19 protein-coding genes and 4 pseudogenes are annotated in these 26,684 nt (G+C 61.8%); 13 read left to right on the top strand and 10 right to left on the bottom strand.

Features of this window, described 5'->3' with window-relative positions:
• Nucleotides 1-3 precede the first annotated feature (3 nt).
• Nucleotides 4-369, top strand: coding sequence for a hypothetical protein (locus P3R82_RS08675; RefSeq protein ID WP_283193682.1), 366 nt, complete (start codon nucleotides 4-6; stop codon nucleotides 367-369).
• A 446-nt stretch (nucleotides 370-815) separates the two neighbouring features.
• A complete protein-coding gene (locus P3R82_RS08670; protein ID WP_181459325.1) occupies nucleotides 816-965 on the top strand; it encodes a hypothetical protein in 150 nt (49 codons plus the stop codon).
• A 20-nt stretch (nucleotides 966-985) separates the two neighbouring features.
• On the opposite strand, the gene P3R82_RS08665 is transcribed toward P3R82_RS08670, so the two are convergent.
• Nucleotides 986-4,189, bottom strand: coding sequence for an autotransporter domain-containing protein (locus P3R82_RS08665; protein ID WP_283193681.1), 3,204 nt, complete (start codon nucleotides 4,187-4,189; stop codon nucleotides 986-988).
• A 282-nt stretch (nucleotides 4,190-4,471) separates the two neighbouring features.
• Here P3R82_RS08665 and P3R82_RS08660 point away from each other — a divergent pair.
• Nucleotides 4,472-5,253, top strand: a pseudogene (locus tag P3R82_RS08660) (ATP-binding protein); the annotation flags it as partial.
• Nucleotides 5,254-5,364: 111 nt separating this feature from the next.
• On the opposite strand, the gene P3R82_RS08655 reads toward P3R82_RS08660, so the two are convergent.
• The 5 genes and pseudogenes from P3R82_RS08655 to P3R82_RS08635 form a co-directional block, all read right to left on the bottom strand.
• A complete protein-coding gene (locus P3R82_RS08655) occupies nucleotides 5,365-6,345 on the bottom strand; it encodes an ATP-binding cassette domain-containing protein (protein WP_111564525.1) in 981 nt (326 codons plus the stop codon).
• 3 nt (nucleotides 6,346-6,348) lie between these two features.
• Complete coding sequence (locus P3R82_RS08650) at nucleotides 6,349-7,173, bottom strand: carbohydrate ABC transporter permease (protein ID WP_111564526.1); 825 nt, start codon at nucleotides 7,171-7,173, stop codon at nucleotides 6,349-6,351.
• On the bottom strand, nucleotides 7,170-8,033 hold the full coding sequence (locus tag P3R82_RS08645; protein ID WP_111564527.1) for a sugar ABC transporter permease: 864 nt from the start codon (nucleotides 8,031-8,033) through the stop codon (nucleotides 7,170-7,172). The genes P3R82_RS08650 and P3R82_RS08645 overlap by 4 nt, the downstream gene beginning before the upstream one ends.
• A 54-nt stretch (nucleotides 8,034-8,087) precedes the next feature.
• The gene (locus tag P3R82_RS08640; RefSeq protein ID WP_283193680.1) at nucleotides 8,088-9,362 is read right to left on the bottom strand and encodes an extracellular solute-binding protein; all 1,275 of its coding nucleotides are present in this window, start codon (nucleotides 9,360-9,362) and stop codon (nucleotides 8,088-8,090) included.
• A 202-nt stretch (nucleotides 9,363-9,564) separates the two neighbouring features.
• Nucleotides 9,565-11,753, bottom strand: a pseudogene (locus P3R82_RS08635) (family 78 glycoside hydrolase catalytic domain); the annotation flags it as partial.
• Nucleotides 11,754-11,897: 144 nt separating this feature from the next.
• Here P3R82_RS08635 and P3R82_RS08630 point away from each other — a divergent pair.
• Together P3R82_RS08630 and P3R82_RS08625 are read left to right on the top strand one after the other, a co-directional pair.
• Nucleotides 11,898-12,923: a LacI family DNA-binding transcriptional regulator gene (locus tag P3R82_RS08630; RefSeq protein ID WP_111564529.1), complete on the top strand. Its 1,026-nt coding sequence runs from the start codon at nucleotides 11,898-11,900 to the stop codon at nucleotides 12,921-12,923.
• 144 nt (nucleotides 12,924-13,067) lie between these two features.
• On the top strand, nucleotides 13,068-14,990 hold the full coding sequence (locus tag P3R82_RS08625; protein WP_283193915.1) for an adenylate/guanylate cyclase domain-containing protein: 1,923 nt from the start codon (nucleotides 13,068-13,070) through the stop codon (nucleotides 14,988-14,990).
• Between the two features lie 15 nt (nucleotides 14,991-15,005).
• Here P3R82_RS08625 and P3R82_RS08620 read toward each other — a convergent pair.
• Nucleotides 15,006-17,002: pseudogene (locus tag P3R82_RS08620) on the bottom strand (ABC transporter ATP-binding protein/permease).
• Nucleotides 17,003-17,054: 52 nt separating this feature from the next.
• The gene (locus P3R82_RS08615) at nucleotides 17,055-17,288 is read right to left on the bottom strand and encodes a hypothetical protein (protein WP_111564531.1); all 234 of its coding nucleotides are present in this window, start codon (nucleotides 17,286-17,288) and stop codon (nucleotides 17,055-17,057) included.
• 253 nt (nucleotides 17,289-17,541) lie between these two features.
• On the opposite strand from P3R82_RS08615, the gene P3R82_RS08610 reads away from it, so the two are divergent.
• Both P3R82_RS08610 and P3R82_RS08605 read left to right on the top strand, forming a co-directional pair.
• Nucleotides 17,542-18,906, top strand: a complete 1,365-nt coding sequence (locus P3R82_RS08610; RefSeq protein WP_283193679.1) for an FAD/NAD(P)-binding protein — start codon at nucleotides 17,542-17,544, stop codon at nucleotides 18,904-18,906.
• 65 nt (nucleotides 18,907-18,971) lie between these two features.
• Nucleotides 18,972-19,576: pseudogene (locus P3R82_RS08605) on the top strand (alkylhydroperoxidase domain protein).
• A 34-nt stretch (nucleotides 19,577-19,610) separates the two neighbouring features.
• On the opposite strand, the gene P3R82_RS08600 reads toward P3R82_RS08605, so the two are convergent.
• Both P3R82_RS08600 and P3R82_RS08595 read right to left on the bottom strand, forming a co-directional pair.
• Complete coding sequence (locus tag P3R82_RS08600) at nucleotides 19,611-20,471, bottom strand: D-amino-acid transaminase (protein WP_111564595.1); 861 nt, start codon at nucleotides 20,469-20,471, stop codon at nucleotides 19,611-19,613.
• Nucleotides 20,472-20,478: 7 nt separating this feature from the next.
• Entirely contained in the window at nucleotides 20,479-21,252 is a 774-nt protein-coding gene (locus P3R82_RS08595; protein WP_111564532.1) for a 5-oxoprolinase subunit PxpA, read from the bottom strand.
• Between the two features lie 248 nt (nucleotides 21,253-21,500).
• Between P3R82_RS08595 and pxpB the strand changes: the two genes are divergently transcribed.
• From pxpB to P3R82_RS08565, 6 genes are read left to right on the top strand one after another with little or no spacing between them, the layout of a single operon-like run.
• A complete protein-coding gene (pxpB, locus tag P3R82_RS08590; RefSeq protein ID WP_111564533.1) occupies nucleotides 21,501-22,244 on the top strand; it encodes a 5-oxoprolinase subunit PxpB in 744 nt (247 codons plus the stop codon).
• Nucleotides 22,241-23,212, top strand: a complete 972-nt coding sequence (locus P3R82_RS08585) for a biotin-dependent carboxyltransferase family protein (protein WP_111564534.1) — start codon at nucleotides 22,241-22,243, stop codon at nucleotides 23,210-23,212. The genes pxpB and P3R82_RS08585 overlap by 4 nt, the downstream gene beginning before the upstream one ends.
• Nucleotides 23,209-23,853, top strand: coding sequence for a GntR family transcriptional regulator (locus P3R82_RS08580; protein WP_112435615.1), 645 nt, complete (start codon nucleotides 23,209-23,211; stop codon nucleotides 23,851-23,853). The genes P3R82_RS08585 and P3R82_RS08580 overlap by 4 nt, the downstream gene beginning before the upstream one ends.
• On the top strand, nucleotides 23,850-24,797 hold the full coding sequence (locus tag P3R82_RS08575; RefSeq protein ID WP_112435614.1) for an NAD(P)-dependent oxidoreductase: 948 nt from the start codon (nucleotides 23,850-23,852) through the stop codon (nucleotides 24,795-24,797). Before P3R82_RS08580 ends, P3R82_RS08575 begins: the two co-directional genes overlap by 4 nt.
• Complete coding sequence (locus P3R82_RS08570) at nucleotides 24,794-26,047, top strand: hydantoinase/carbamoylase family amidase (RefSeq protein WP_111564537.1); 1,254 nt, start codon at nucleotides 24,794-24,796, stop codon at nucleotides 26,045-26,047. Before P3R82_RS08575 ends, P3R82_RS08570 begins: the two co-directional genes overlap by 4 nt.
• Nucleotides 26,044-26,682: a GntR family transcriptional regulator gene (locus P3R82_RS08565; RefSeq protein ID WP_111564538.1), complete on the top strand. Its 639-nt coding sequence runs from the start codon at nucleotides 26,044-26,046 to the stop codon at nucleotides 26,680-26,682. Before P3R82_RS08570 ends, P3R82_RS08565 begins: the two co-directional genes overlap by 4 nt.
• The last annotated feature ends 2 nt before the right edge of the window (nucleotides 26,683-26,684 follow it).

Below are 26,684 nucleotides of genomic sequence, written 5' to 3'. Positions count from 1 at the left end.
GTCATGGCCACGTCGCCAGTCGCGATCACGTCGATCGTAGTGGCGGTTGTTTTCTCTGAAATCTCGGTCGCGGTAATGGCGTCGCTCGGCGCTCTCAGGGTGTTTTGTACAGCGCCACGGTTCGCGGTGACACACATTCGCGTCACCTCCGAGCAAGCTGTCGTACCCGCCCTTACCCTTAGCATCGAACGCGTGGACCGAGCCTGTGGTCAAAAGAGCTATGCCGATTGCGATGAAAACGTTTCTCATCCTCTAGCCTTTCATTATTCCTGCATCGATGAACAACACAACGAGCTGTGGACATCGGTGCCTAAACATGTGAGCCTTGTTGAATGTTCCACCTTACAGACCTCGCCGTTTTTGCGTTGATCGCCGATGTTAGAAGCATTTCGGGTGCTGCGCGTTCACTCAAAATGCCTAAATCGTCTGTGAGCAGGGCTCTGGCGAGGTTAGAGGCCGAAGTCGGCCGGGTCTTAATAGAGCGCTCGACGAGGTGTCTTCGCCTGACCGAGACGGGTGAGATGTTCTACGCCCATGCGTGCCGCATCTTGGACGAAGTGGCCGCCGCGGAAGAGGCGATCGGCAATATGCCCTTTTGTCCCGATGAGCTCCCTCGGCAATGATGATCTCTAAAGGCACGGCGATATGCGGGGCTTTGCAAGGGCGCACAGACGTAGCGGACGGCCCGGTCCTTTAGCGCTGGTGCGCATGGCGGAGCTCCAGTGGCGCATCCAGCTGGTTGAGCGTAGCCCGCTGAGCAGTTCGCGACATTTTGGAATCTTGCGCGTTTCAAATCCTCAACCGAGGAGAAAATGATGTCAAAACGCGAACTCGTCGATACAGGGACGAATAAGCGATACATCCGTCGCGCCAAAGACGGCGAGTTCAATAAATCGACCGACATCGGTCGTTCGCTCTTTGCGGAGCTGCAGATTGCACCGGCTCTGGCCAAGGGCTACGCCTGATGCCCATGAGGGCTCGGCCTCTAGAAACGTGTGACAAAATTGATCTGTGCCGCGCTGGAGCGCAGATCCTTGCCAAACTCACCGGTATAGGCGAGTGTCAGGCGCGCCGACTTGGCAAGCTTCGCAGAAATACCAAACTGTGTCACGATCGAGTTTTGCGGAATATCGACGCCACCGATGAGTAATGGCGAACCGCCGGCGAAGGCGAGGCTGGAATATGGCGTCACATCACCCGCGACATGTCGCCATCCCAACATGCCGGAGAACAGGATAGGCACGTCGCCTTGCGACCAATCCATGGACCAACGCAACCCAACCGTCGATGTGGCGATTGCATCGTTACCGCCCCCAGATGACAGAGCTGCAGCGCCGCCACTTTCCTGAAACGCGTCGGTCTTGAGGTTGACGTAAGCGAGGTTGGCAAATGGCTGGAACCTGACGGCATTCCATTGTTGCGTCCACGAGACATCTGCGAACAGCTGGCTGGTGGCGCTCGCATACTCGGCGTTCAGTTCATTCGAAAATGTTCCAAACGAGACGTCCCTGTGTATCGAAGCTTCGTTATGGGAGTAAACGGCGCCGCTTGTGAGGGTTATCGGCCCGAAGTCGCCCGTGGCATAAAGGCCGGCGTGGTAGGAATCCGCGTCCGCCTGGTCCAAGGAGCCTCTGCTGTAACCCGCTATCGCGCCAACGCGCCATTGATCGGAGATCGGCGCATCGGCTCCAAACACGACACCGGAAACGCCGGTATCGATTCCCGCCGCATTTCCATTGTCCGACCAACGGTTGGACGACGCGTAGCCGGAGGTCCAGAAAACCGCGTCGTCCTCGCGTGAAGCGATGTCATTGAGGATCGCCTCGCGCGCGAAGCGGCTCTCCCACAGGAGGGCGCTCTTGAGCGAGGCATGAACCTCGCCGCTCAGTTGCGAGAACGCGCTTTTCGCGGTGATGTCATCCAATGACAACACTGCGTCATAGACCGCGTTGCCCGAGCCTGATGCTTCCACGGCCGTAGCGGTTGCCCGACCATTCGCCGTATCGGCGACGTCGGCAAAGCGCACATTGTTGCGATCGAGCGTCATGTCTATGCCGGTGACATCATAGGTGAGTGTCGGCGACAAAAAGGCAAAATCGCTTGAGATCGTATCGAAGGCGCCAGTAACGCTTCCGGCGGTCAGGATCGTGTAGCTGCTTGTCGTCGCATAATTGCCGCCAGCCGCTCTGATGTCGAGCCTGCCTCCCTGGATGGCAACCGCGCCTGTCGCATTGACGCTGTCGGAGCGGCCGTCGGCCTGGATGTCCACCTGATAGGTCGAGCCGGCGCCAAACGTCAGATCGCCGTTGACGCTGAGCGTCGCGATACCCGGTCCTGGTGACAACGAGCCGCCAGCATTCACGACGAGCTCGCCGACGGCGCCGCTACCGGATAGCAGACCGCCGTCATTGACGTCGACCGCGCCCGAGATAATGCCGTCGTTGATCAGCGCGCCGCCCGAAACCGTTGCCGTTCCCGCTATGGTTCCGGTGTTTGAGAACGTGCCGCCATTGTTCACCAATGCGGCGACAGTCCCGTCGTTCGCGGTGCTGCCGGCATTTGTAATCGTTCCCGCCACTGCGCCATTGTTGTTGATGAGGGTGCCCCGCGCGCCGACATCGACGTTGGCCAATGTCGCATTGTTGACGACCTCACCTCCGCTCACTGTCGTGTTGCCGGTTACCGATCCACCCGCGTTGTTGACGAAACTCCCACCGTCGTTTTGAACGGAGGCGATCGTTCCGGCATTTGTGACGCTGCCGGAATTCCTGATCGCGCCCGCCGTGGCCCCACTGTTGTTCACGAACGAGGCCACGGCCGCGACGTCGGCGTCGGTGACGATGAAATTGTTGATCACGGTTCCGGCCGCGACCACGGTTTGCCCGGCAATCGTGCCGCCGGCGTTGTTGGTGAAAGTGCCAGCCCTGTTGGTCAGGCTGGCAACCGTGCCGGCATTGGATGTGGTGCCGGCATTCGTGACATCCCCGGCGGTCGCGCCAGTGGCGTTGGTGAAGATGCCCGCCGTGCCGACCTCGACGCCGTTGAGCGTGGCGTTGTTCGTAACGACGCCGCCATTGACGCTGGTATTGCCACTAACGACCCCACCTGCATTATTGACGAAGGTTCCGGCATCGCTTTGCAGGGAGGCGACCGTGCCGGCGTTTGTAACGGTGCCGGAGGTCCTGATTGCACCGGCCGTGGCTCCCGTATTGTTGATAAAGGCAGCGGTGGCGGCGACGTCGGCATCGGTGATGACGAAGTTGTTCGTGACGGTTCCGCCAGTGACGGTGGTCTTTCCAGTCACCGTTCCGCCGGCGTTGTTGATGAAGGTGCCCGCCGTATTGGTCAGGCTCGCAATCGTGCCGGCGTTGGATGTGGTGCCGGCGTTCGTGACCGCCCCCGCGATGGCGCCGCTGGAGTTGGTGAGGATGCCCGCCGTGCCGACCTCAACCCCATTGAGCGTGGCGTTGTTCGTCACATTCCCGCCGTCGACGTTGGTAGTACCGGTGACGATGCCGCCCGTATTGTTGGTGAATGATCCAGCCTCGTTCTGGATGGAGGCGATCGTTCCCGCGTTTGTGACGGTGCCGGAATTCCTGATCGCGCCGGCTGAGGCTCCGGCGTTGTTGATGAAGGCAGCGGTGGCGGCCACATCCGCATCGGTGATGACGAAGTTGTTCGTGACGGTCCCACCCGTGATGGTCGTCTTTCCGCTAACCGTTCCGCCGACGTTATTGGTGAAGGTCCCCGCCGTATTGGTCAAGCTGCCTACCGCACCGGCATTCGACGCCGTACCGGCATTGGTGACCGTCGCGATCGTCGCGCCGCTGTTGTTGACCAATGTTCCGCCGGCGGAGATGTTCGCGGCGCCGGTGGCGCCATTATTGGTAAGGGCCGTCCCGGCCTTGACCTCGGCGCTGGTGAGCGTGCCGGTGCCGGTTACGGTGACATTGCCGTTATTGAGGTTTAGCTGGCCACCGAGGTTGCCATCAAGAGAGAGGCTGCCGCCGTCCAGGCTGACATCCGAGTTGACGACGCCCCCCTGGTTGATGCCAAGGCTGCCCGAGCTGATCGTGATGCCGCTCGCGGCATTGAGCGTACCGTCAGAGGTGACGGTAACGTTGCCACCACCCACATCGAGATGGCCGATCGTGACGTCCGTCGTGACCTGCGGGGAACCTGCGTCCACGCGCGCGGTGTCGCTGGACCCGGGCGCGGATGGGGTCCAGTTGGATGAATTGCTGAACTCATTGTCCGCGGTACCGGACCACGCGGACTGGGCAAGGCAGTGCGCCGGCAGCGTGGCCGATGCAAGTGCCGTGAACAAGCCTAGGCGGCGGGAGAATGCCGAGAGCGGTGATTTCATCTGGTTCGGTCGAGGCTAACGGGCACCCGCCATGCATCGACGGGATGGTTAACAATTTCTATCCAAGCCCGGTTAATGAATTACTAATGCATGGAGCGACGCCGGCTCTCGGCCGAAGCCCTTGGTCGGGGAGAAAGTCTTCCGCCACTTCCCGAGCAAGGTCCGGATGACATTCGTTGCACGGCAGAGGCGTTCAACAAGATGCAGGAACGGCTCCGTCGCTTCGTCGACGACCGGACCAGAATGCTCGCGGCTATCGGTCGTGATCTCAGAACGCCCCTGACGTCACTGCGTCTGAGAGCAGAGTTCGTTACCGATAAGAACGTCCAGCAGAAGATGCTGGGCACCATCGATGAGCTCCAGAACATGACCGAGGCCGCGATTGCTTTCGCGCGCGGAGAGGCGAACGTCGAGGAGACAAGAGCCATGGAACTGGATGCGCTGGTCGGCAGCAACCGCGACGATCTCTCCGATCTCGGCCAGGCTGTCGAATATGTCGAGGGCCCGACGATGACCTATCGATGCCGCCCGGATGAATTGCGGCGCGCCGTGCGCAATCTCGCTGAAAACGCCGTGCGCTACGGTGGGAAGGCGCGCGTGCATGTTGCGCAGCCGCTTGCGACGGTCGATATCGTCGTTGAAGACAGCGGCCCTGGAATTCCGGAGACAATGCGTGAGAAGGTATTTGATACCCTTCTATCGGCTTGAGGCGTCGCGCAATCGAGATACGGGTGGTGTCCGCCTGGGCTTGTCCATCGCACGGGCGATCGCGCGCCAGGGGCGGCGACATCATTCTCCGTTCCAATGATCCTGGCTTGAGGGCGATCATATCTCGTCCGAAGGAAGGACGCACCGACACCGCGATCAAGGGAAGGAAGTGTCGTTGACACGAACGGTCTCGAGAGTGCGGCCGGCGCGGGATCGCGTGGCTTAAGCCCGAAAAGACGTATAGCTTCCGATGCCATCCGCGATGGCCGGCGCTTGCTTCCGAAGCTGTCTCAAGAAAAACGATGTTCCTTGTTTGGCAAGGGTGAGGCAAACGCCGTGTCGCCAACGCTGATGGTGCTGTCGCCATCAGCCCTTACGAGCACGGCTCCGAGGGTGTCGACATCGAGATGAATGATCGAATCCGCTCCCAGCCGCTCGATATGCCGGACTGTGCCCCGCCATTTACCATCGGTCGAGGAAAGCGCCAGGTGCTCAGGCCGGATTCCGTAAACCCGGCACCCCTCGGCCTTGGCCAGGGCTCCGTCGAACAGGTTCATCTTGGGGGATCCGATGAAGCCCGCGACAAAGGCGGTCCGCGGACCGTTGTAGAGCGCCATCGGAGAGCCGACCTGCTCGATGTGACCGCCGTTCAACACCACGATCTTGTCGGCCATGGTCATGGCTTCCACCTGGTCGTGGGTCACGTAGATCATCGTCGCGCCAAGGCGGGCATGCAGCTCGGTGAGCTCCATGCGCATCTGAGAGCGCAGCGAAGCGTCGAGGTTGGAAAGCGGCTCGTCGAACAGAAACACCTTCGGATTGCGGATGATCGCTCGCCCGATCGCCACGCGCTGCCGCTGGCCGCCGGAAAGTGCTTTCGGCTTACGATCGAGCAGATGCGAGAGCTGCAGAATGTCCGCGGTCTGCTTCACTTTCTCAGCGATTTCCGCCTTCGGGCGTCTCGCGAGCGAGAGACCGAAGCCGATATTTTCGGCGACCGTGAGGTGCGGGTAGAGAGCATAGGATTGAAACACCATCGCGATGCCACGCTCGGAGGGCTCGGCATCGGTCACATCCTTGTTATCGATGACGATCTTTCCGGCGCTTGATGTTTCCAGGCCCGAGATCATCCTCAGCAACGTCGACTTTCCGCAGCCCGAAGGTCCGACGAACACACAAAATTCTCCGGCGCCGATGTTGAGATCGACGCCCTTGATGACTTCGAGGCTACCGAAGCTCTTTCTGACGCCATCGAGAACAACGCTGGTCATGGCTTATCCTTTCACTGCGCCGGCCGTCATGCCCGCCACGATCTGTCGATTGAAGAAGATGAACACGATCAGCGGCGGAATGGTCACAAGCAGGATGTTCATGAACAGCAGGTTGAACTGCGTCTGGAACTGTCCCTGAAAATTATAGAGGGTGAGCTGCACGGTCACGTTTTCCCGGCCGGGCAAATAGTAGAGCGGGTTGGTGAAATCGTTGAAGATCGCAATCGACTGGACGACGATGACGGTCACGGTCACCGGCTTCAGCAGAGGAAGCACAACCCGGAAGAAGATCTGCAGCGGCTTTGCGCCGTCGATGATCGCCGCCTCGTCCAGGTCGCGCGGGATGGTCGCGATGAAGCTTCGAAAAAGCAGCACGGTGAACGACAGGCCGTAGGCGACCTGGATCAGGACCATGCCGGAAATCGTCTTGAACAAGCCAAGCGCCTGCAACACCCAGATCGTCGGTACCACGGCGGGCGGGATCATCAAACCGGCGAGCACAAAGGCATAGATCACCGCGTTCCATCGCGATGGCCGGCGCTGCAGCACATAGCCCACCATCGCGCCGAACAGCACGAGCAACGTGACGGCAACAACCGTGATGACCGTCGAGTTGAAGTACGCCAGCAGCAGCATGTAATTGCGGGCCTGGATCACATCCACGAAATTCGTCCAGAGCTGCCATTCGCTCGGCAATGTGAATTTAAGCGCCGCGGCATCCTGCTTGGTTTTCGCGGCCGTCAAAAAGATGAACAGGAACGGCATGACGAAGATCACGCAGCATGCGGCGAGCGCCGAGGCCCCGGTGTAAAACTGGCGCCGGGTCATACATCGACCTCCCTGCGATTAAGCCAGAAGGTCAGCGGCAGAACGATCACCGCGATCAGCACGAACAGTATGACGTTCCCGGCGGTGGAAAGGCCGTAAAAGCCAGCCTGATATTGCTTGTAGATCACGCTCGCGAGCACGTCCGAGGAAAATCCGGGGCCACCCTTCGTCATCGCCCAGATCAGATCGAAGCTGCGCAGCCCACCGATCAGCGACAGGGTGATGACGGTGATCGTCGCCGGCTTGACCAGCGGTATGGTGACGCGGAAGAGCATCTGCGTTCTGGTTGCGCCGTCGATGCGCGCGGCTTCGTAGTAGTCGGCGCTGATGGATGCCAGTCCGGCGATATAGATCACCGTCGCAAGCCCGATGCCCTTCCAGAGATCGACGAGCACGATCGAATAGAGCGCCAGCGCCGGATCCGTCAGCCAGCCCGGTCCGTGGATGCCGATGGCGGCCAGCGCGACATTGATGATGCCACGCGTCGGATGCATGAGAACCGAAAAGGTAATGCCGACGCCGATGGTCGACACCAGCACGGGAAAGAAGATTACCGTTCGAAGAAGACCCTGAGCCCAAAGGCCGGATGTCAGCAGCACAGCCAGAAGCAGGCCGAGAACCGTCTTCGCGGCCGACGTCGCCACCGCATAGATTACAGTGTTGGTCAGCCCCTGGATGAGGAAAGGCTCGCGAAAGAACTGCTTGTAGTTCTCAAGCCCGATGAACTCTGTCGTGAACAGATCCCAACGTGTCAGGCTGAACCAGAAGGATGCGATCGTGGGTGCCAGGAACAGAACGGTAAAAATGACCGCCGCCGGCAGGATGAACCAATAGGGGTAGGGTGACTTGCGTATAACCATGGCGGTTCCTAAGCACCTTGCCCGGATATTTGCCTGGCAAGGTGCGTCTGGATGTTACCAGTTCGGGAGGCCGAGCTGCTTGGCCTGCTTGGCGACGTCCTGGTCGTAAAGCGCGGCCGCGTCCTTGGCGGAACGGATACCCGTTCCAACCTCGACGGTGATCTGCTCGAGCGCTGGTCCTTTCACGGGCGACAGGAATTCCAGCGCCGGGCCATTGCGGCCTTCCGTCTGGAAATAGGGCAACATGTCCGTGACGGCTTGCGGCACGTCCTTCGGCAGCTCGCAGCCCTTGATCAGGTAGGGACCCGACGGAACGGCCTTCGCCATCAGCTCGCAACCTTCCTTGGAGGCCACGAAATCGAGGAACTTCTTGGCTTCGTCGAGATGCTCGGCCTTGGCTGACAGATAGAGTGCCGCCGGCATCCAGATCGTCAAACCGTTCTTCGCGGCATCGGTCCCGGGTTCCGCGAAAAAGCCGACATCCTGAACGTTGTCGGGAAAGTTCTGCTGGATGTTGCCGATCCCGAAGGTCAGGCTGGGATAGTGCGCTGCCTCACCGGTCGAGACCATGCGCATGCCGTCATCGAAGCTCGCCGCGCCGAAATCCTCGTTAAAGAATCCCGCTTTCGCGACCTCTTCCTGATGCTCGAAACCGCGAAGTGCCGCGGGTGTCGTGGCGTACTTGACCTCGTTGGCGGTGTAATCGTCAGCAAAGGTCGGAACTTCGGTCTGGACGTTGAAGAAGTCCGCCAGGACGAAGATCTGCGATGTCCAGGTCGTGCCGTATGTCTGGGCGATGGCGACCTTGCCGGCTGCCTTGATCTTCTCGTTGTTGGACATGAATTCGGCCCAGGTTTTCGGCGGCTGCAGCCCAAGCTCCGCGTAGATCTTCCTGTTGTAGAAAATCCCGCCGCCCATCGCCGGGCCGAAGGGTATCCCGCGCACATGACCATCGGATCCGCTGACCACCTTCTTGAAGCTTTCGAAAATACCGGCGGCGGATGGGAGATCGGAGAGATCAGCCATCGTCTGCTCGGGCTTCAAGGCCTGGAACAGAGAGCCGCTGTTATACTGGAAAATGTCAGGCATCTCGCCGGTCGCCAGCCGCGTCTTGACGATGTTGTCGCCCTCGGAACCGCCCGCCCGCTGCTCCACGTCGAAGGTCACATCCGGACGCTTCTCGCTATAGGCTTTGGAAACGGCATCGAAGGAAGCGATGGTTTCCGGGTTCGTGTCGATCAATACGCTCAATGTCACGTCTGCGTGGGCGACGCTACTCGCCAGCGCCAACGTGGCCGCCGCGATGATGCTGCACTTGGTCATCCGCATGGTCTTCTCCTCCTCCAAAGGACTTGCGATTTACCGTTAAGATCAGTCACGTCGTGCGCGGCTCGCCGCGCCGTCTTGATCAGATGTCGAAGGTGATCGAATGGCTCCCATGTCCGATCTGGACACGCTCGTCATCCACCACGTTGGCGCCGTTCACCGTCAGGTTCTTCCTTGCACGATTACCGCGCATATGCACGGTTATGCCATCTGGGATTTCAAGATGGCACGTGACTTTCCCCCGTCGATATCCCATCCGGCCTCGATGCGGCCGAAGCGCGTGTCGTGCCAGGCCGCAACGGGCGATAGCGCCGGAAGGATAGCCGGATCGAACTCGATTTCCTCGAAACCGGGCTTGTCTTCAAGCGGCCTGATACCAGCCACATCCTCGAACAGCCATTGGCAAACGGCGCCATATGCATAGTGATTGTAGCTGTTCATATCGGGATCGTAGATCGTTCCGTCTTCGGCAAGCGCATCCCAACGCTCCCAGATCGATGTTGCTCCGCGCTCCACCTGGTAGAGCCAGCCGGGAACCTTGCGATTGAGGAACATCTTTTCGGCGAGATCGAGCATGCCGAGCCGGGTGAGGGCTGGCAGCAACGCAGGGGTGCCGATAAACCCGGTGCCGATCACGCCATCGGTCTCTTCCGCGACGCGGCGGAAATAACCGCGACCTGCCTCTTCATATTCCAGCGGAACGAGACCATGGAGGAAGGCGATCGCCCACGATGTCTGGTCGTTATGGGCAATGCGCCCTGATGGGGAAAAGAACTCGTTCTTGAATGCCGCGCGGATGTCCTCGAGCTTGCTGTCGAGGCGCCGTGCCTCGCTCGTATCGCCGAGGACCCGCGCGATCTTCGCCGTCAGCTGCGTTGCGACGAAGTGATAGAGCGTCGCGGCGCAATCGTCGGCGACGGTCGGGCGCGGCTTTCGATTGTCGCCGACCGGCTGCAGCCAGTCGCCAAAGGTGAAGCCGTGCTCACCCCAAACCGCCGGAGGGCGGATGATCGGGCCGTTGGAAATACCCCAGAGGTAATCCAGCCAGCGCAACATCGCCGGAAAGCACTCCCGCAGGACTGCCTTGTCGCCATAATGCAGATAAAGCTGCCATGGGATGATGACGATCGCATCGCCCCAACCGGTCGATCCGGCCCAATCGCCGCGGTTGCTGATCGGATGCAGACGTGTCGGATCCGGCGAGAAGTGCGGCACTGCTCCGTTCTCTCTCTGATCGTGCATCACATCGCGAAGAAATTTCCGGAGAAACGACTGGCTGTCGGCAAGCCAGCATGCGGTGCCGGCAAAGACCTGGGCGTCGCCCGTCCACCCCAGCCGTTCGTCGCGCTGCGGGCAGTCCGTCGGTATCTCGATGAAGTTCGATCGCTGCGACCAGATCGTGTTCTCGACAAGGCGGTTGACGGCGGGCACGCCGGTCATGATGCCGCCTGTCGCGACCGGGACCGAGGTGATCGGGACCATCTTGATGGAGAGAAGCTTCGCATCGCCGGTGACGGTCACGCGAGCGTAGCGGAAGCCCATGAACGTAAACAGCGGCGCGTGGATTTCGACGCCATCTCCCGACAGCGTGTAAACCAACTCGGCCCTGGCACTGCGGTAGTTGCGGTTGTCGAAGAACCGGTTTGGCCCGAGGACTTCGGAATGCTCCACGCGTACGCTCGCGCCAGCCTCGCCTTGGGCCTCGATGCGGATATACGCCCCGGCGTTCTGGCCGAAATCATGGACCAGCCGGCCATCCTCTTCCGTCCAGCTGTCGATCGGCTCGAACGGGGCGAGCTCGACAACGGCGGCCGTCTCATGGGGCACAAGCAAGGTTTTGTCGAAGGCGAGTTCTTCAACGCCGAACGCGTCTTCCGCCCTCAAGCGGGCGTCATAGTCCTCGCCGTAATAGATGCCGTTCCTGGTGACGGGGGTCAGTCCACTTTTCCAGGTGGAATCTGTCTTCAGCGCCAAGGCGCCATCGACGCTGAGTTCGGCAATGGCGGCCGTGCGGTCGCCCCAGCAATTGAAGATCGGGTTCGAGGCCCACATGAGCTGGCCGCGATACCAGCCGTCGCCGAGCCAAATCTCGATCCTGTTCTCGCCCGGCTGAAGCAGGCTGGCGACGTCATAGGTCTGATAGGCGATGCGATCGTCGTAGCAGGTCCAGCCCGGCGTCAACAGGTCCGAGCCGACGCGGCGGCCATTGATAAAGGCGCGGTAGAGCCCGAGCGCTGAAATGGTGAGCACGGCTTCGCGAGGGGCATGCTCAAGCTGGAAGTCGCGGGACACGAAGGTGCCGGCGGTGCCTTGGCCTTCATCGCATAGTGGCGCCACCATCGCGGCGGTGAATTGAAATGACGAGCCAGCGGCAGCGCTCGCGCGCCCTTGCATAATATTCATGTCCCCTCCCGATCCGCTTGAGGCGGACCATCAAACGAAGTGTGTATCGTTATATGTATATCATTCTACATTCCTGTTTGATGTGCAACAGAAAAATGCCTATACTCCGGGCAAGATTGATATGAACGGAAAATTATGCAGACCTTTCAGAAGGATAACGACGGAGCGCGAGCGCGGGTCACCATCCGCCATGTCGCGGAAGACGCCGGCGTCTCGGTCGCCGCGGTATCGAAAGTCCTTCGCAACGCATATGGCGTCAGCGCGCTTCTGCGCACGAAAGTCGAGACGTCGATCGAGAAGCTCAACTATCGCCCATCCGTTGCCGCCCGCGCCATGCGGGGGCGGACGAACACCATTGGCGTGCTGGCGATCGAGCTCTCTAACCCGTTCCTGCCCGGCCTGATCGAGGCGGCCAGCAACACGCTCGCCGACAGCGGCTTCAAGGCGCTGGTCGGGCTCGGGCGATCTGCTCAGCCGATCGAGGCGTCAATGATCGAGTCGATGATCGACAACCGCATGGATGGCGTTCTGATCATCGCTCCCCGTATTTCCGGCAAGGTTCTCGAGCGCTACGCCAAGCAGATTCCGATCGTGGTCATCGCGCATCACGAGCCGGACGCTCAGACCTACGACACCGCCAATTCCGACGACCGGAAGGGCGCCTACCTCGCTGTCGAGGCTGCTCTTTCGAAAGGCTATCGCGATATCGCGATGCTCGGCTACGACATAGAGGGCTCACCGGCCACCATCGTCGCCGTGCAAAGAGAGCTCGGTTATCTGGACGCCATGAGGGCGGCCGGCTTGGAGGCGCGCGTGCTGCGGCTTCCGCCTGTTGATGCCGACAGAACCGCCGCCCTGAACGATTTTCTATCCGCTCTCGATCGCCCGAGAGCCGTGTTCGTCTGGTCGGATCTCGATGCCGTGCCGCTGATCAACATCGCGCGGATGCGAGATATCGGCGTGCCCTCGGACCTGGCCATCATCGGCTACGACAACTCGCCCGTCTCGGCGCTGCCGCTGGTCGGGCTGACAAGCGTCGACCAGAACCCCGTCCAGTTGGCACGAACGGCGACGCAAATGTTGCTTGAGCGGATCGATGGCAGACGCGAAGCCAGACATGTCTTGGTCGAGCCCCATGTCGAACATCGCGGTAGTTCGTGACATGACGCCGGCAAACACTTCCTGACCTCCGCACCGTCCGTCCTTTGCCCATCTTGTGCGCCGGCTTAAAACACGCTTAGCTGGTGTTAAGGGAGCGCGGATGAGGGGGTCGGCATGAAGCGGCATGGCACGTCCAAGGGGCTTGTGGACTGGTCCCGGCCGCTTAGGCTGCATCTTGGCGTGCTGGTCGTTGGATCGCTTCTCTGCACATCGGTACCAATCATCTGGATGGCCTTCAGCCAGGGAACGAGCGCGGCAGTCACCGCGGGGGCGCAACAGATGCGCGAGATGAGCCTGCGGCTGATCGAGGGATACCGAAACACATTGCAGGAAGGCACCGAAGCGGTGGCGCTGGCCTCGACCATGCGGCAGCTCGCCTCCGCGCCGCCGGCGGATATCAGCGCGAAAGAGGGCTTCTTTCTCGAGGTTCTGCGCAACGTCCCCAATGCGACAAGCGTCTACACCGGATATCCTGATGGCTCGTACCTGCAGGTGATCGCCGCCATCCGCGATGACGTCAGGCAGACGCTGTCGGCGCCCGATGGAACGGCTTTCGCGATCCGGACGATCGCCGGCAGGGACCGGCCGGACGCCGTGTCAACGCTGCGTTTTCTCGATGCCAACGCCCGCGTGATCGAGGAGAGATCGGTCGAGTACGCATCCTTCGATCCGCGGCAGCGGGCTTGGTACCAGGCGGTCGTCCAGGATGGAAAGGCGGTTTCGGTCGGGCCCTATGTGGCTGGAACCCTCAAGACGCCGACGCTGACGATCGCGGCACCCATGCGCGACGACGGCAACGTCGTGGTCGGTATCAACATCCACCTGAGGACGATCAGTCGTCTCCTGGATGCCAGCCAAATTTCGTCACGCGCCCGTGCCTACATTATCGACGATGAAGATCAGCTGGTCGCTCATTCAGACCCCGACATCATGAATAGACTGATGGATCTATGGTCTCGAAGCGCCGGCGGCATCGGCGCGACGGCAAGCGGTTTCGACACCAGCCTGGCCACCGTGGCCAACCTGCGGCGAGATTCGGCCCTCGGCGCCGGAGGGCTCGCGCGGCTGGACCTCGATGACGAGCGCTATCTGATCCAGGTTGCGCCGATCAGCGTGTCCGGTTTGTTCGCGGGAAGCGAGGCGGCGATCGTCGTGCCATTGGCGGACCTCGTGGAGCAAGCAAACCGATCGCTGATGCACAATCTCATTATCGCTGCTGGCTTTGTCATCGCGGGTGTCGTCGCGTCGGTGCTTCTGTCACGCATGGTCAGCCGCTCGCTTAACCAGCTGGCGGAGGAGGCACGGGAGATCGGCAACCTCGACGTTCACGAAAAGACCACCTCGCATTCCTTGATCACCGAGATCAATACGCTCGCGACCGCTCTCGCGGCAAGCCGCCGGGCCATCGGCCAGTTCGCGCTCTATGTGCCACGTGAGGTGGTTCGGCGGATCGTGGGGCCGGGCGGGCCGGCCATCGTCACCGCCAAGCGGCAGGAAATAACCGCGCTGTTCACCGACATCCGCGACTTCACCACCATCTCCGAGCAGCACTCGCCGGAAGACGTCGTCGAAACGCTCTCCACCTATTTCGAACTGCTGAACAGCATTGCCGAGCGCCATGGCGGGACGGTTGTCCAATATCTCGGCGATTCCATCTTCGTCATGTGGAACGCGCCCGTCGAGACCGCAACCCATGTCGAAGAGGGCTGCCGGTGCGCCCTTGCGATGAAGGCAGCCGTGGATGCGTTGAACGATGCCAATGAGAGGGATGGACGTCCGCTGCTGTTGACGCGATTTGGAATGCACACCGGGCCGGCCGTTGTCGGCAGTTTCGGTGCCGCTTCGCGCCAGCAGTACACGGCAATGGGTGATACGATCAACGTGGCGTCACGGCTCGAAGGGCTGAACAAGGAGTTCAACACGTCGATCCTGGTCAGCGCGGCGGTGAGGGATGCGGTCGGCGGTGGGTTCGATTTTCGACCGCTCGGCCTGGCGCGGCTCAAGGGGCGGGCGGGCAAGGTGGATGTGTTGGAGCTTGTCGGCGCGCGCTCGACCGGCCCGGGCTGATGAGCTCTGGGTGGTTCATTGCCCAGCTCCGCCGGACACGGGCGTTCCGCCATCACGGCGCCGGCGCCGATTTCGTACAAGCCGTGACAGGACGTTGCGCTTTTTCTTCTTCCTCGGGATAAGGTCGACGTCGCTCACAAGCCTCGCACCGCCATCGCGCTTTTCCAATGTGATCTTGCGGCTATGAAACGCTTCCAGTTCGACGCGATGCCCGACGCTCAAGATAGTGGCCTTCGGCAATTCGCCGATCAGCATTTCCATCAGCCGATCCTGGCTCTTTTCGTCGAGGGCCGAGGTCGCCTCATCAAGAACGATGATATCGGGATCGTGCAACAGCAACCTTGCAAACGCCAACCGCTGCTTTTCGCCACCTGATAATGTCTGGTCCCAAGGCGCCTCGTCTTCGATCCTGTCCTTCAGATGACCGAGGCCGACCTGCTCAAGGCCACCGCCAATCTCCTCGACCGTCCATGTGTCGGCGCCCGCCGGATAAGTCACTGCCCTGCGGAGCGTCCCCGATGGGATGTAAGGTCGCTGCGGCAGCATGAAGAGGCGTTTGTCGGGGCGGAAATTGACGGCGCCATCGCCCCATGGCCAGAGGCCGGCGATCGCCCGGACCAAGGTGCTCTTGCCGGATCCGGATTCGCCTGCCACAAGCACCCGCTCCCCTGGCTGGATCTCCACCTCCGTCTCCTTGACCACGGCCGTGCCGTCGCCCAGCGAGACAGAGAGATCGTTCAAACTGAGGATCGCATCGCCTTCGGTTTCGCCGCGTTTGATACGTCCAAGCGCATTGCTCTGTTCAGCCCGCTCCAGCCCGTCGATCGACATCATCAGGGACGCGACGCGCCTTGCGCATGCGTTCCAGTCGGCGAGCCGCGGATAGTTGTCGACCAGCCATCCGAACGCGCTTTGGACAATGGTGAACGCGGATGCGGCCTGCATGACCTGACCCAAACTCATGCTGCCGTCGAGGAATTTGGGCGCGCAGAGCAGAACAGGCACGACCGGCGCGATCAGCATCGAACCGTGCGAAACCAGGGTCGTTCGCATGTACTGACGCGCCAGCAGGGCCCATTGATGCAGAACGTTGCCGAAGGTCTTTTCCAGGTCGTTGCGCTCTTCGTCCTCGCCACCGAGCAGGGCGATGCTCTCGCCATTTTCGCGCACACGCGTCAGCGTGTAACGAAATTCGGCCTCCACCTGGTTCTTGGCTTCCGAGACCTTGACGAAATGGCGGCCGATGAAGGCGATCGAGGTTGATGTGATAATGGCGTAGAGAACGGCCGTGACGACCAGAAAGCCGGGAATGGTGATCACGGTTCCAGCGATCGGCAAAGACAATGCTCCACCGATCATCCAGAGCACCACGATGAAGGTCGAAGCCGAAACGAAGGCCGCGATGACGCCGGCGACGAAGTCGACGGGGATTCGGTGGCGATGCGCATATCCTCGGAAATGCGCGCCTCCGGATTCTTGTGGTCACCGCCGATGAGATTAAGCTGATAGTAGCGACCGCTTGCCAGCCAGCGCCCGATGAGCGCTTTCGTCAGCCATGATCGCCAACGCCGCTGCATCTTCATGCGCATGTAGACCTGAATGGTGACGAGGGCAACGCTTCCCAGCACTAGCGGCGGAAAGAGCGCGCCAAGGAAGTAGACCGTGGGCGCATCGCGCTTTTCGATGGCATCGAAGAGGCCGCGGTTCCAGACGTTTATGCCGTATTGGAAGCAGACGTTCAGTCCGATCAGCGCCAGCAGGCCGATGGATAGCGGCCAAGCCAGCTTGTCACCGCGCCGCGTCCAGTAACCGCGCGCGCTGATCCAGAACCGCTTGAGAAGATAAGCCCTTCGTGCCGCCTCGAATTCCTCGGGCGTCACGTCTTCCTCGGGTTTCAGGACCTCTGGTGGAGGGGCGATATCAGGCGTTGGCGTGTTCTCCTGGGCCGGATCTTCTCTTTCACCCGGTTGGGTGCCGCCAGCGTTGGTCGGATCAATATCATCGTCCCTCATGACCAGCTAAACGTTCTGAAAATCAGAAAGTTTCAAAACCGCTGACAGGATGTTAGTGTCCGCCGCGTGGCTCGTCGGTCTCGTCAACGATTGATGGCAAGAACGACTGGACCTCAGCGCGCTCCTTATCCGGGAGGGTCGCAATCCTCGTCTGCCAAAAACGCTCGGCTTCCGGCGTATCCTTGTCCCAGGCTCGCGTTGAGGCCTTGTTGTCGTCAAAAGCCGCCAACCGCCGTCCTCCAAGGTGGCGATACTCGTCGGCTGTCTGCTTGGCGCGGTTCATCATCTTAGTCTCCTTTCCACGGATCCCGATGGCGAAGCACCCGACGCTGCACGCGCTTCGCCACGGGAGAGTCTCGGATGGGGTTTATTCCGAGATGCTGACACAACGAATTTTCTGGCCGGTTGTTCCCGGCCAGCGTTTGGGTTGGGAACGACGGTCCGAAGCTGTCGCCGACTGGTGTGGCGTCAACCGCTCGCTGTAGCGGTCTTGAAACTCCCGCCGGAGAAACCACGTCTTCATGCGGGCCGCGAGGGAGATGCGCATGAGTTATGACGTGGTGGTGGTAGGGGCGGGCTTTTCGGCAATCGCCACTGTCTGCAATCTGATCGAGCATCTTCCCGCTTCGGCCAAGGTTGCCGTTGTTGGCGATGATCCGGGCTTTGGACGCGGAACCGCTTATCGCTCGGAGCTCTATCTGCACAGATTGAATGTGCCGGCCGGCAGGATGAGCCTCTTTCCCGACAGGCCGGATGCGTTCGTGACGTGGCTTGCCGAGCGCAAGCGTCCGCTGCGTGATGGCGATTTCGCCTCGCGCCAAGATTATGGGCTCTACGTTCGAGATACGCTCGCAGCCCTGCTGCGGGATAAGCGATCACGCTGCAAGGTCGATTTCATCCGCGCGAAGGCCACCGGCTGCGTGGAGCGCTATAGCGCCACGCTTGGCTTCCTGCTCGACAATGGCGACGAGATCGTCGGACGAAACGTGGTGCTATGTCTCGGCGTCGGCAACGCGCCGATGCCCGTTAAGCTCTCTGGACTTTCCGCGGAGGCACACGACAGGACTGTCGAAAATCCCTGGCGCCTCTCTTGGCTTCGTCGCGTGGAGGCACATGACAGTGTCTGCATCCTCGGCTCGGGACTCACGATGATTGATCAGGTCCTTGCCTTGTTTGCCCAGGGGTTCCGCGGCAGGATCGACGTGCTGTCGCGAAGGGGCCTTGTGCCGCACGGGCACGCAAGGACACCAAAACCACCGGCGGATTTTGATCCGGCCAGCCTGCCGAGCAGCATGAGTGCGCTTCTGCGCGAATTGCGCCGCGAGAGCCGCCGCTCCGGAGACTGGCGCAGCGTCATGGACACCTTGCGTCCGAAGACGCAGGCATTGTGGCAGCGGCTGCCGCCGTCGGAGCGCTCCAGATTTCTGCGTCACGGTCTTGCATGGTGGAACATTCATCGCCATCGCGTGGCGCCGGATGTTTACGACAGGTTTCGCGGCATGATGGCGAGCGGTCAGGTGTCGGTTCATGCCGGATATCTTCAAAGCGTCGAGCAGGCGGGAAATCAGCTTATGCTCCGCTACCGCGGGCGAGGAACGCACGATGCGAGGGATATTACCTGCGATTGGCTGGTTAACTGTACGGGCGTGGAACGCGCCGGCATCGCTCATTCGCCCTTGCTGCGGGAGATGATGCGGCAGGGTTTGATCAAGGCCGACCCCCTTCAGCTTGGTATTGGAGTGGACGAGGCTTCCAGGGTTGTGGGCGGCAATCCCGGTTCAGTGCCGATGCATGCGGTAGGCGCGCTGACGGCCGGTCAGTTCTGGGAGATCACGGCTGTTCCCGATATCCGGGCACAGGCGCGCGCTGTCGCGCGACGGATCAGCGACAGCATCGCGGGGTAAAATTCCAATGGCTTGTGTGGAGCGCGTCGGAGCTCCACGCGCGGCCGCGGAATAAGGAGCTCGTCATGACCGATATCGTCATTCATCCGCGGATTGAAAATCGCCCAAATAGGTTTACCCAGGAAGAAATCGGCTGGACGCCTGGCTCGAGCCGCTTTCAGAGGGGGAGCTCACCGAACGGCACTGGGCCGGCCTCGTTGACGCCTCTCGGTCGAAGTCTCCGTACTTCATGCTCCTTGCGCGCGATCCGGGGATCCTCGAAGCCCGCACCAAGACCGACAAGGACATTTTCTACAATACCGAGGCGGGTTTGCCGCGTGCCGAGCGTGAGCTTTCCGCCACGGCCGCTTCGCGCAGCAACGGGTGCATCTTCTGCGCCTCGGTACATTCGCGCTTTCCGTCGCATCATTCGAAGCGCACTGAAGAGGTTCAGAGGCTGCTTGACGAAGGCACCGGCGCCGATCTCGCCAGCCCCCGTTGGAAGGCCGTGGTCGCGGCCTCGGTGGCTTTGACCGCGACACCGCCAGCATTCGGCGCGGAGCAGGTCGACCAGCTGCATGACGAGGGTCTCGACGATCTCGAAATCGCCGACGTCATTCACGGCGCCGCCTTCTTCAACTGGGCGAACCGCCTCATGCTCTCGCTCGGCGAGCCGACACCGGCGAAATAGCGGTTGTCGCCCGTAAACGGGCGACAACGATGGGTCAGATGGCGTTTGCCAGCTTGTCTTCGATATAGAGCTGGCGGAGCTTCAGCGTCTGGGGTCCAGGCTTTCCGTCGCCGACCGCCTGTCCGTCGATCGAGGTCACGGGTAGAACGAAGTTGGTCGCCGAGGTGATGAAGGCCTCGGCGGCATCCTTCGCTTCCTCTGGCGTGAACGCGCGTTCCTCGACGGGAAGGCCGGCGTTGCGAGCGATGTCGAGAACGCTGAGGCGCGTGATGCCATGCAGGATCGCGTTTGACAGGCCCCGCGTGATCAGCGTCCCATCCTTGCTGATAATGTGTGCCGTTGCCGCGCTTGCTTCGGTTACGAAGCCGTCCTCGACCAGCCAGGCGTCATCGGCGCCGACGGATGCGGCCTGCATCTTCGCCATCGAGGGATAGAGCAGCTGGACCGTCTTGATGTCGCGCCGAGCCCAGCGCTGGTCGGGAACGAGCGCAACGGAAATCCCCGTCTTGACCTTCGGGTTGTCGAGCACGGACTTGGCCTGGGTGAACAGAACCAGCGTCGGGGTTGCGTTCTCAGGGAAGGCGAAGTCTCGGTCGGCGGCGCCGCGGGAAATCTGCAGATAGATAAGCCCCTCCCGAAGATCGTTCCTGCGGACGATCTCGCGATGAACTTCAAGTAGTTCCTCTTCCGTCAGCGGGCAGGCGATGCCCAGTTCGGCCGTGGAGCGCTGCAGGCGTGCCGCGTGACCGGCATACTCCAGCAGCTTGCCGCCGATCACGCCGGTGACTTCGTAGATCGCGTCGGCGAACAGGAAGCCGCGGTCGAAAATGGAGACTTTCGCGTCAGCTTCGGCGAGCCAGCTGCCATTCAGATATACGGTACGGGTCAAGATCAGTCCTCGTTCAGATTTCAGGCTTGGAAAAGGGCGCGATATCCACGCCAGCGGCGATAAGTTTGTCACGCAGGGCGCGCGCCGTTACCGCCGCACCCGGCGTATCGCCGTGAATGCAGACGGTGGCCGCGGTGACGTCGAGACTTGCGCCACCGACCGTCGGAATCTTGTTGTTGCAGACCATCGAGAGCACCTGGTCGACGCTTTGGTCGACATCATGAATGACCGCGCCCTCCATTTGCCGTGGCGCCAGCATGCCATTTTCGAGATAACTGCGATCGGCATAGACCTCGCAGGCGACGCTGAGGCCGGCGGCCTCGGCGGCCCGCATGGTCCGCGAATAGGGGAGAGTGATGAAGACGAGGTTCGGATCGACGGCGCGGATGGCGCGCACGCAAACCGCCGCCAGTTCCGTATCCTCGGCCGCCATGTTGCCAAGCGAGCCATGTGTCTTCACATGGGTGATCGGCCAGCCGAGCGCCGACGCCATCCCCTGGATCGCGGCGATCTGATAGATGATCTGCGCCTCTATATCCTCAGGCCGCTCGCCCGAAATTCTGCGTCGGCCGAAACCGTAGAGGTCCATGAAGGATGGATGGGCGCCGACGGCGACGCCATGCTTCTTGGCGTTCAGGATCGTGTCGCGCATGACAATAGGATCGCCGGCATGGAAACCGCAGGCCACGTTCGCCGTGGTAATGATCTCCATCATGGCCGCGTCGTCGCCGATCTTGTAGGCGCCGAAGCTCTCGCCCATGTCGCAGTTCAAATCTACTGATACCATGGCTGAACTCCTTGTTCGCGAGGGCGCCGCCGGCCATTCGTCAATCGCCGCTGAGGGTGTGATAGTGCTTGACATACGGTTGGTGTACTGAAATGACAAGGGCATTGTCGATTGAGAATCTCGCTTGTCGAGACGTGTTTGATGGTGATGGTGGAAATATCTCTCGCTTTCCGTTTGCGCTCGGCACCTAGGCCTCTGGAGCGGCATGTTACCGCGTCCGCGCCCTTCTTGCAGGTAAAGTCGCGCCCATGGCCATGATGCAGTCGGTCCATCCCAACTATCCGCGCATTATCGCGTGCGGTGACAGTGCGCTGGTGGTCGAATTCTCCGACCAGATCGATGAATATACGAATGAGCGTGTCATTGCCTTGGCGGACATGCTGGCGACGCGGCCGATAACAGGCGTCATCGAAACCGTTCCAACCTACCGTTCGCTCCTTGTCGCTTATGATCCCGTCATCATACGCGGGAAGACGCTTTCCTCTTCGCTCCAAACATTGCTTGGCCAGCTGTCGGTGGGCGGCGCAACCGCGCGCCGGATCACCGTACCCGTTCTTTATGGCGAGGAGGTCGGGATCGATCTCGATGAACTCGCGGATATGAAGCAGATGTCGCGCGAGGAGCTGATCGCGTTGCATGCGTCCGCCGATTATCGCGTCTATATGATCGGCTTCGCGCCGGGCTTTTCCTATCTCGGCGGCCTGCCTCGGCAATTGCATACACCGCGCCTGGCCGTTCCGCGCCAGCGGATCGACGCGAGCGCGATCGGCATTGGAGGCAAGCAGGCCAGCATCAATTCCGTTCCCGGCCCAAGCGGTTGGCGCTTCATCGGCCGCACGCCGCTCAAGCTGTTCGATCCCTCGCGACCTCAGCCATTCCTTTTGCGCGCGGGCGATCGCGTGCGCTTTCGTCCTGTCGGCGCCGACGAGGCCGAAAGCCTCGATGCCGCCATCAGCCGAGGCGAGGCGGTGGAGGAGTGGGAGGCACCATGACCATGCTCCATATCAAGCAAGCCGGCCCCATGCTGACGGTCCAGGATCTCGGACGCACCGGGCTCATGCACCTCGGCGTCTCCGGCGCCGGTGCGATGGACCCGACGTCGATGCTGATCGCCAACCGGCTGGTCGGCAACGCGGATAGTGACGCGGCGCTGGAGTTCGCGCATGTCGGCGGGGCGTTCGTGGCCGAAAAACCGGTGCGTTTCGCGGTAACCGGCGGCGCCATCGATATCACCGTCGACGGTCAGCTCAGGCATGGTTGGGAAAGCCACTGGCTCATGCCGGGCGAGGTGCTGAAGATCGGCGCCCTGCGGCGGGCCGTCTGGGGTTATCTCGCCATCTCGGGTGGCATCGATACGCCGAAGGTTTTGGAGGCGCGCTCGACGCATCTTCGCTCCGGTCTCGGCGGCATTGACGGACGGCGTCTTGCGATCGGCGATGCGCTGCCGCTTGGCGAGACCAAGAAGTCTTCGCTCCTTGCATTGCGCAAGCCGTTCTCGCGATCGAACGGCCCGGTGCGCGTCGTTCCGGGGCCGCAGGCGGATCATTTCGACGCGGCCGCCTGGAAGAATTTCCTGCGGGAACCCTTTAGTGTCACCCCAAGCCGGGACCGGATGGCGCAGGTTCTCGATGGTCCCGCCATCCGTGCCTTCGCCGGTCACGATATCGTCTCTGATGGGACGGTGGCGGGCTCGATCCAGGTGCCGTCGTCCGGGCGCCCGATCGTGCTGATGGCGGAGCGCCAGACCACGGGCGGCTACCCGAAGATCGCGACCGTTGCCTCGGTCGACCTGCCAAGATTGGCGCAGACGGCGACGGGCAGCACCATTCGCTTCAAATCCATATCACAGGAAGAGGCGGAAGATTTGCTGATCGCGCGCTATAACGCGCTCGCGAATATCCTTGCTTCTCTCGAGGAAAAACCAGGGGACGCGGCAAAGGTGGAGGACCGACAAACATGAGCCAACCGCTTGCCAAGCAGGCCTATGCGAAAATCATCGAGATGATCCTCGCCGGCGGGCTGAAGCCCGGAGACGTCTTGCAAGAGGCGAAGCTCGGAGAGGAGCTCGCCATGTCGCGCACCCCGGTTCGCGAAGCGATCAAGCGCATCGAGGCCGAAGGACTTGCCGTTCAGGACGGGCGCTTTCTCAAGGTTCGCACGCTGACCCCGGGCGAGGTGAACGAGATCTTCTTTCTCAGAAGTGTCATCGAAGGCTATTGCGCCCGCCATGCGACGGCGGTCGCGCCCGCTATCCTCGACGGTCTCGAGAGGCGTGTGACCGCCCTGATGACCGAAGGACCGGGCGAGGAAGACGAGCAGCGCCGGGTCGACGACGATTTCCATCTGACGCTGGCCCGCTCCACGTCCAACGAGATGATGGTGCGCACCATCAGCGATCTCAGGCGCCGGACCTGCATGTTCGACCACAGCCTCGTTCCCGCACGCTATCTGAAGGGCTGCGAGGAGCACCTCGAAATCATCGCGGCGCTGCGCGCCAAGGATGGCGAGCAGGCTGGAAAGCTGATGAGCCGACATGTCCTCAATGCCCGCGATGCAATCGTTGGGCGGCTTGAACACAACGAGCGGAAAGCAACGCGATGAAGTGCCTGATCGTTCAGCCCATTCACAAGGACGGCCTTGATCTCCTACGGCAGGCGGGCGTGGAACCCGTCTTGTGCCCGTCGCCGGATGCTGAGACCGTATCGACGATGATCATGGGCTGCGACGCAGCCATCACCCGCGATGCGGGCCTGCCGGCCGCGCCCATTCTCGCGAGCGATCGTCTGAAGGTTATCGTGGTCCACGGCGCCGGCCACGATGCGGTCGACAAGCGCGCGGCGCATGAGAAGGGCGTGCTGGTCTGCAATACACCCGGCGCCAACGCGCAATCGGTTTCGGAACTCGCATTGGGGCTTATGCTCGCCGCGGCCCGGCTGGTGCCGGCCGCCGATCGTGCTGTTCGTTCCGGTGAGCGCGGCTTTCGCGAGGCCCATACGTTTCATGAATTGTCCGGCAAGACCGCGTTCGTCGTCGGCTGGGGCGCGACGGGCGCCGGATTGGGGCGGATGCTTCACGCGGCGCTCGGCATGCGGGTTCTCGTCTTTTCGCCGAGAAGCGCGGATACCGGTTCGTTCCAGCGAGCGGGCACGCTTGCCGAGGGCCTCGCACAGGCCGATGTCGTCTCGCTCCACACCCCCATGCGTGAGGAAACACGCGGAATGATCGGCAAAATTGCTTTCGCGGCCATGAAACCGGGCGCCATTCTCGTCAACACGGCGCGTGCCGGCTTGATCGACGAGACGGCACTTGCCGAGGCGCTCGCGAGCGGCGTCGTTGCCGCTGCCGCGCTGGACGTCTATTCGCCAGAAGCACCGAGCGGTCCACTGGGCGCCACCGAGCGCGTCATCTTCACCCCGCATCTCGGCGGCACGACGCCCGAGGCGTTGCAGCGGGTCGCGGTCGGCGCCGCCCGCAATGTGCTCCTGGCGCTTTCCGGCGAGAAGCCGGCCACGACCATTGAATTTCTACCGGAGGCATCCGCGTGAGCGCAATCATCAGGGACACGATCGATAGACTGCTCGATCGCATCAACGCCATCTCCGATCCCGGCCCGGGCTTCACCCGCCCATCCTACAGCCCACTCGAAAGCCGCGCGCATGAAGTGGTCGCCGAGGAAGTAGAGCGCCTGGGCATGACCGTGACCCGGGACGCCGCGCTCAATCTCTTCGCGCGCCTGTCGGGACGTGATCGCGACGCCCCGCCGATCTACATCGGCTCGCACGTAGATACGGTTTCCATGGGCGGCGCTTATGACGGCGCGGCCGGCGTCGCCGGCGCCGTTGCGCTTGCGGCTGCCTTCGTGGACAGCGGGCAGGCGCCGCCGGTCGATCTTGTCGTTACCGTGACGCGCGCGGAGGAAAGCGTGTGGTTTCCTGTCTCCTACGCCGGCTCGCGGGCAGCGCTGGGACGCCTGACCGCGCCTGAACTGCAGGCGAAGCGAGCCGATAACGGCCGGACCCTCGGCGACCATATCCGCGCGGAAGGCGGAGATCCTAATGCGATTTTGAATGGCCCGGGCCTTTCGCCGGCGCGCTTCATCGAGCTGCATATCGAGCAGGGGCCGGTGCTCGACGACGCGAAGGAAGCGTTCGGCATCGTCGATGGCGTACGCGGCGGATTGCGATATCGCGAGGCGCGCATCGACGGAACATGGGCGCATTCGGGCGGAGCGCCGCGCGCCGCGCGCTCGGACGCGGTCTTCGCGCTGGCCGATCTGATCGTTGCCATTGACAAGCACTGGGGTGAGATCCTCGATGGTGGCGACGATCTCGCCGTCACCTTCGGTCGGGTCGATGCGGCGAGCTCCGAACACGCCTTCGCCAAGGTGCCGGGCCGCGTCGATTTCTGCGTTGATCTGCGCAGTGACGATGTCGCGGTTCTCGAACGCGCCGATGCGCTGCTGCGGGCCGAGGCGGCATCGATCGCGGCCTCGCGTGGCGTGCGCTTCGACTTCGGGCAACAGTCGCGCAGCCAGCCGACCCGGCTGTCGACTGATCTCGGCAACATGATTGCCGACGCGGCGAAACGGCTCGGCCACTCCCCGCGCCGGATGCTGTCGGGGGGCGGCCATGATGCGGCAGCCTTCGCGCAGGCGGGCTGGGACTCCGTCATGGTGTTCCTGCGCAACTGGAACGGCAGCCACAATCCCGATGAAGCCATGGACAACGCGGATTTGGCCGCGGCAGTCGAAATCTTGTACGCCGCGATTGCCGGTGAGACGGGCGGTTCACGATGAGTGAAAAGGAAAACCTGACACAACAGGTCTATCGCGATCTGAAGCAGCGTATCCTGGAAGGGCAGTTTTCCTCCGGCGATATGCTGACGGAACGTTCGCTCGCGCAGGACTCCGGTATTTCCCGCACGCCACTGCGCGCGGCGATTTCCCGCCTGGAAAAAGAGGACGTGATCTCAAGGCTGCCGAACGGCGCGCTCATGGTGCGCCAGGTGACCGTGGAGCAGCTGCTTGAGATCGTCCAGCTCAGACGCTTGCTCGAAGGAGCAGCAGCCGAGACAGCGGCCACGCGACCGCTCACGCCCGATCTCATCCAGTCGCGCGAACGCATGCGTGCCTACGCCAATGGCGGCGACATCGCTTTCGATCACTTCTGGCTCGACGACGATGCCTTTCACAATGCTGTCGCCCATGCCGCCGAGCTTCCCCTGCTCGCGGCCATGCTGACCGAGATGCGCGGCATCGCCCGCCGCTGCACGATCACCCGCACACACGACCGCTTCGACCAGCAGGCGCTCGAGCACATCGCGGTCATCGATGCGATCGAAGCCGGGGACGGCGTCGCTGCAAGACTAGCGATGGAGGCCCACTTCGACAGCGTGCGCGCCCGCTTCCTGGGCTGGCTGGCGCGGAGCTGAGG

Source organism: Rhizobium sp. AN80A, assembly GCF_030053015.1.
Classification (GTDB): domain Bacteria; phylum Pseudomonadota; class Alphaproteobacteria; order Rhizobiales; family Rhizobiaceae; genus Rhizobium; species Rhizobium metallidurans.
Note: the sequence above shows the minus strand (reverse complement) of the source record. Positions and strands in the feature narration are given on the sequence as shown.

What these genes read in the sequence shown, in the direction of transcription:
- P3R82_RS08650 (WP_111564526.1), bottom strand. Translation starts at nt 7,173, where the DNA reads ATGACCCGGCGCCAGTTTTACACCGGGGCCTCGGCGCTCGCCGCATGC.
- P3R82_RS08575 (WP_112435614.1), top strand. Translation starts at nt 23,850, where the DNA reads ATGAAGTGCCTGATCGTTCAGCCCATTCACAAGGACGGCCTTGATCTC.
- pxpB (WP_111564533.1), top strand. Translation starts at nt 21,501, where the DNA reads ATGGCCATGATGCAGTCGGTCCATCCCAACTATCCGCGCATTATCGCG.
- P3R82_RS08565 (WP_111564538.1), top strand. Translation starts at nt 26,044, where the DNA reads ATGAGTGAAAAGGAAAACCTGACACAACAGGTCTATCGCGATCTGAAG.
- P3R82_RS08655 (WP_111564525.1), bottom strand. Translation starts at nt 6,345, where the DNA reads ATGACCAGCGTTGTTCTCGATGGCGTCAGAAAGAGCTTCGGTAGCCTC.
- P3R82_RS08595 (WP_111564532.1), bottom strand. Translation starts at nt 21,252, where the DNA reads ATGGTATCAGTAGATTTGAACTGCGACATGGGCGAGAGCTTCGGCGCC.
- P3R82_RS08675 (WP_283193682.1), top strand. Translation starts at nt 4, where the DNA reads ATGGCCACGTCGCCAGTCGCGATCACGTCGATCGTAGTGGCGGTTGTT.
- P3R82_RS08670 (WP_181459325.1), top strand. Translation starts at nt 816, where the DNA reads ATGTCAAAACGCGAACTCGTCGATACAGGGACGAATAAGCGATACATC.
- P3R82_RS08585 (WP_111564534.1), top strand. Translation starts at nt 22,241, where the DNA reads ATGACCATGCTCCATATCAAGCAAGCCGGCCCCATGCTGACGGTCCAG.
- P3R82_RS08645 (WP_111564527.1), bottom strand. Translation starts at nt 8,033, where the DNA reads ATGGTTATACGCAAGTCACCCTACCCCTATTGGTTCATCCTGCCGGCG.
- P3R82_RS08615 (WP_111564531.1), bottom strand. Translation starts at nt 17,288, where the DNA reads ATGATGAACCGCGCCAAGCAGACAGCCGACGAGTATCGCCACCTTGGA.
- P3R82_RS08640 (WP_283193680.1), bottom strand. Translation starts at nt 9,362, where the DNA reads ATGCGGATGACCAAGTGCAGCATCATCGCGGCGGCCACGTTGGCGCTG.
- P3R82_RS08630 (WP_111564529.1), top strand. Translation starts at nt 11,898, where the DNA reads ATGCAGACCTTTCAGAAGGATAACGACGGAGCGCGAGCGCGGGTCACC.
- P3R82_RS08580 (WP_112435615.1), top strand. Translation starts at nt 23,209, where the DNA reads ATGAGCCAACCGCTTGCCAAGCAGGCCTATGCGAAAATCATCGAGATG.
- P3R82_RS08610 (WP_283193679.1), top strand. Translation starts at nt 17,542, where the DNA reads ATGCGCATGAGTTATGACGTGGTGGTGGTAGGGGCGGGCTTTTCGGCA.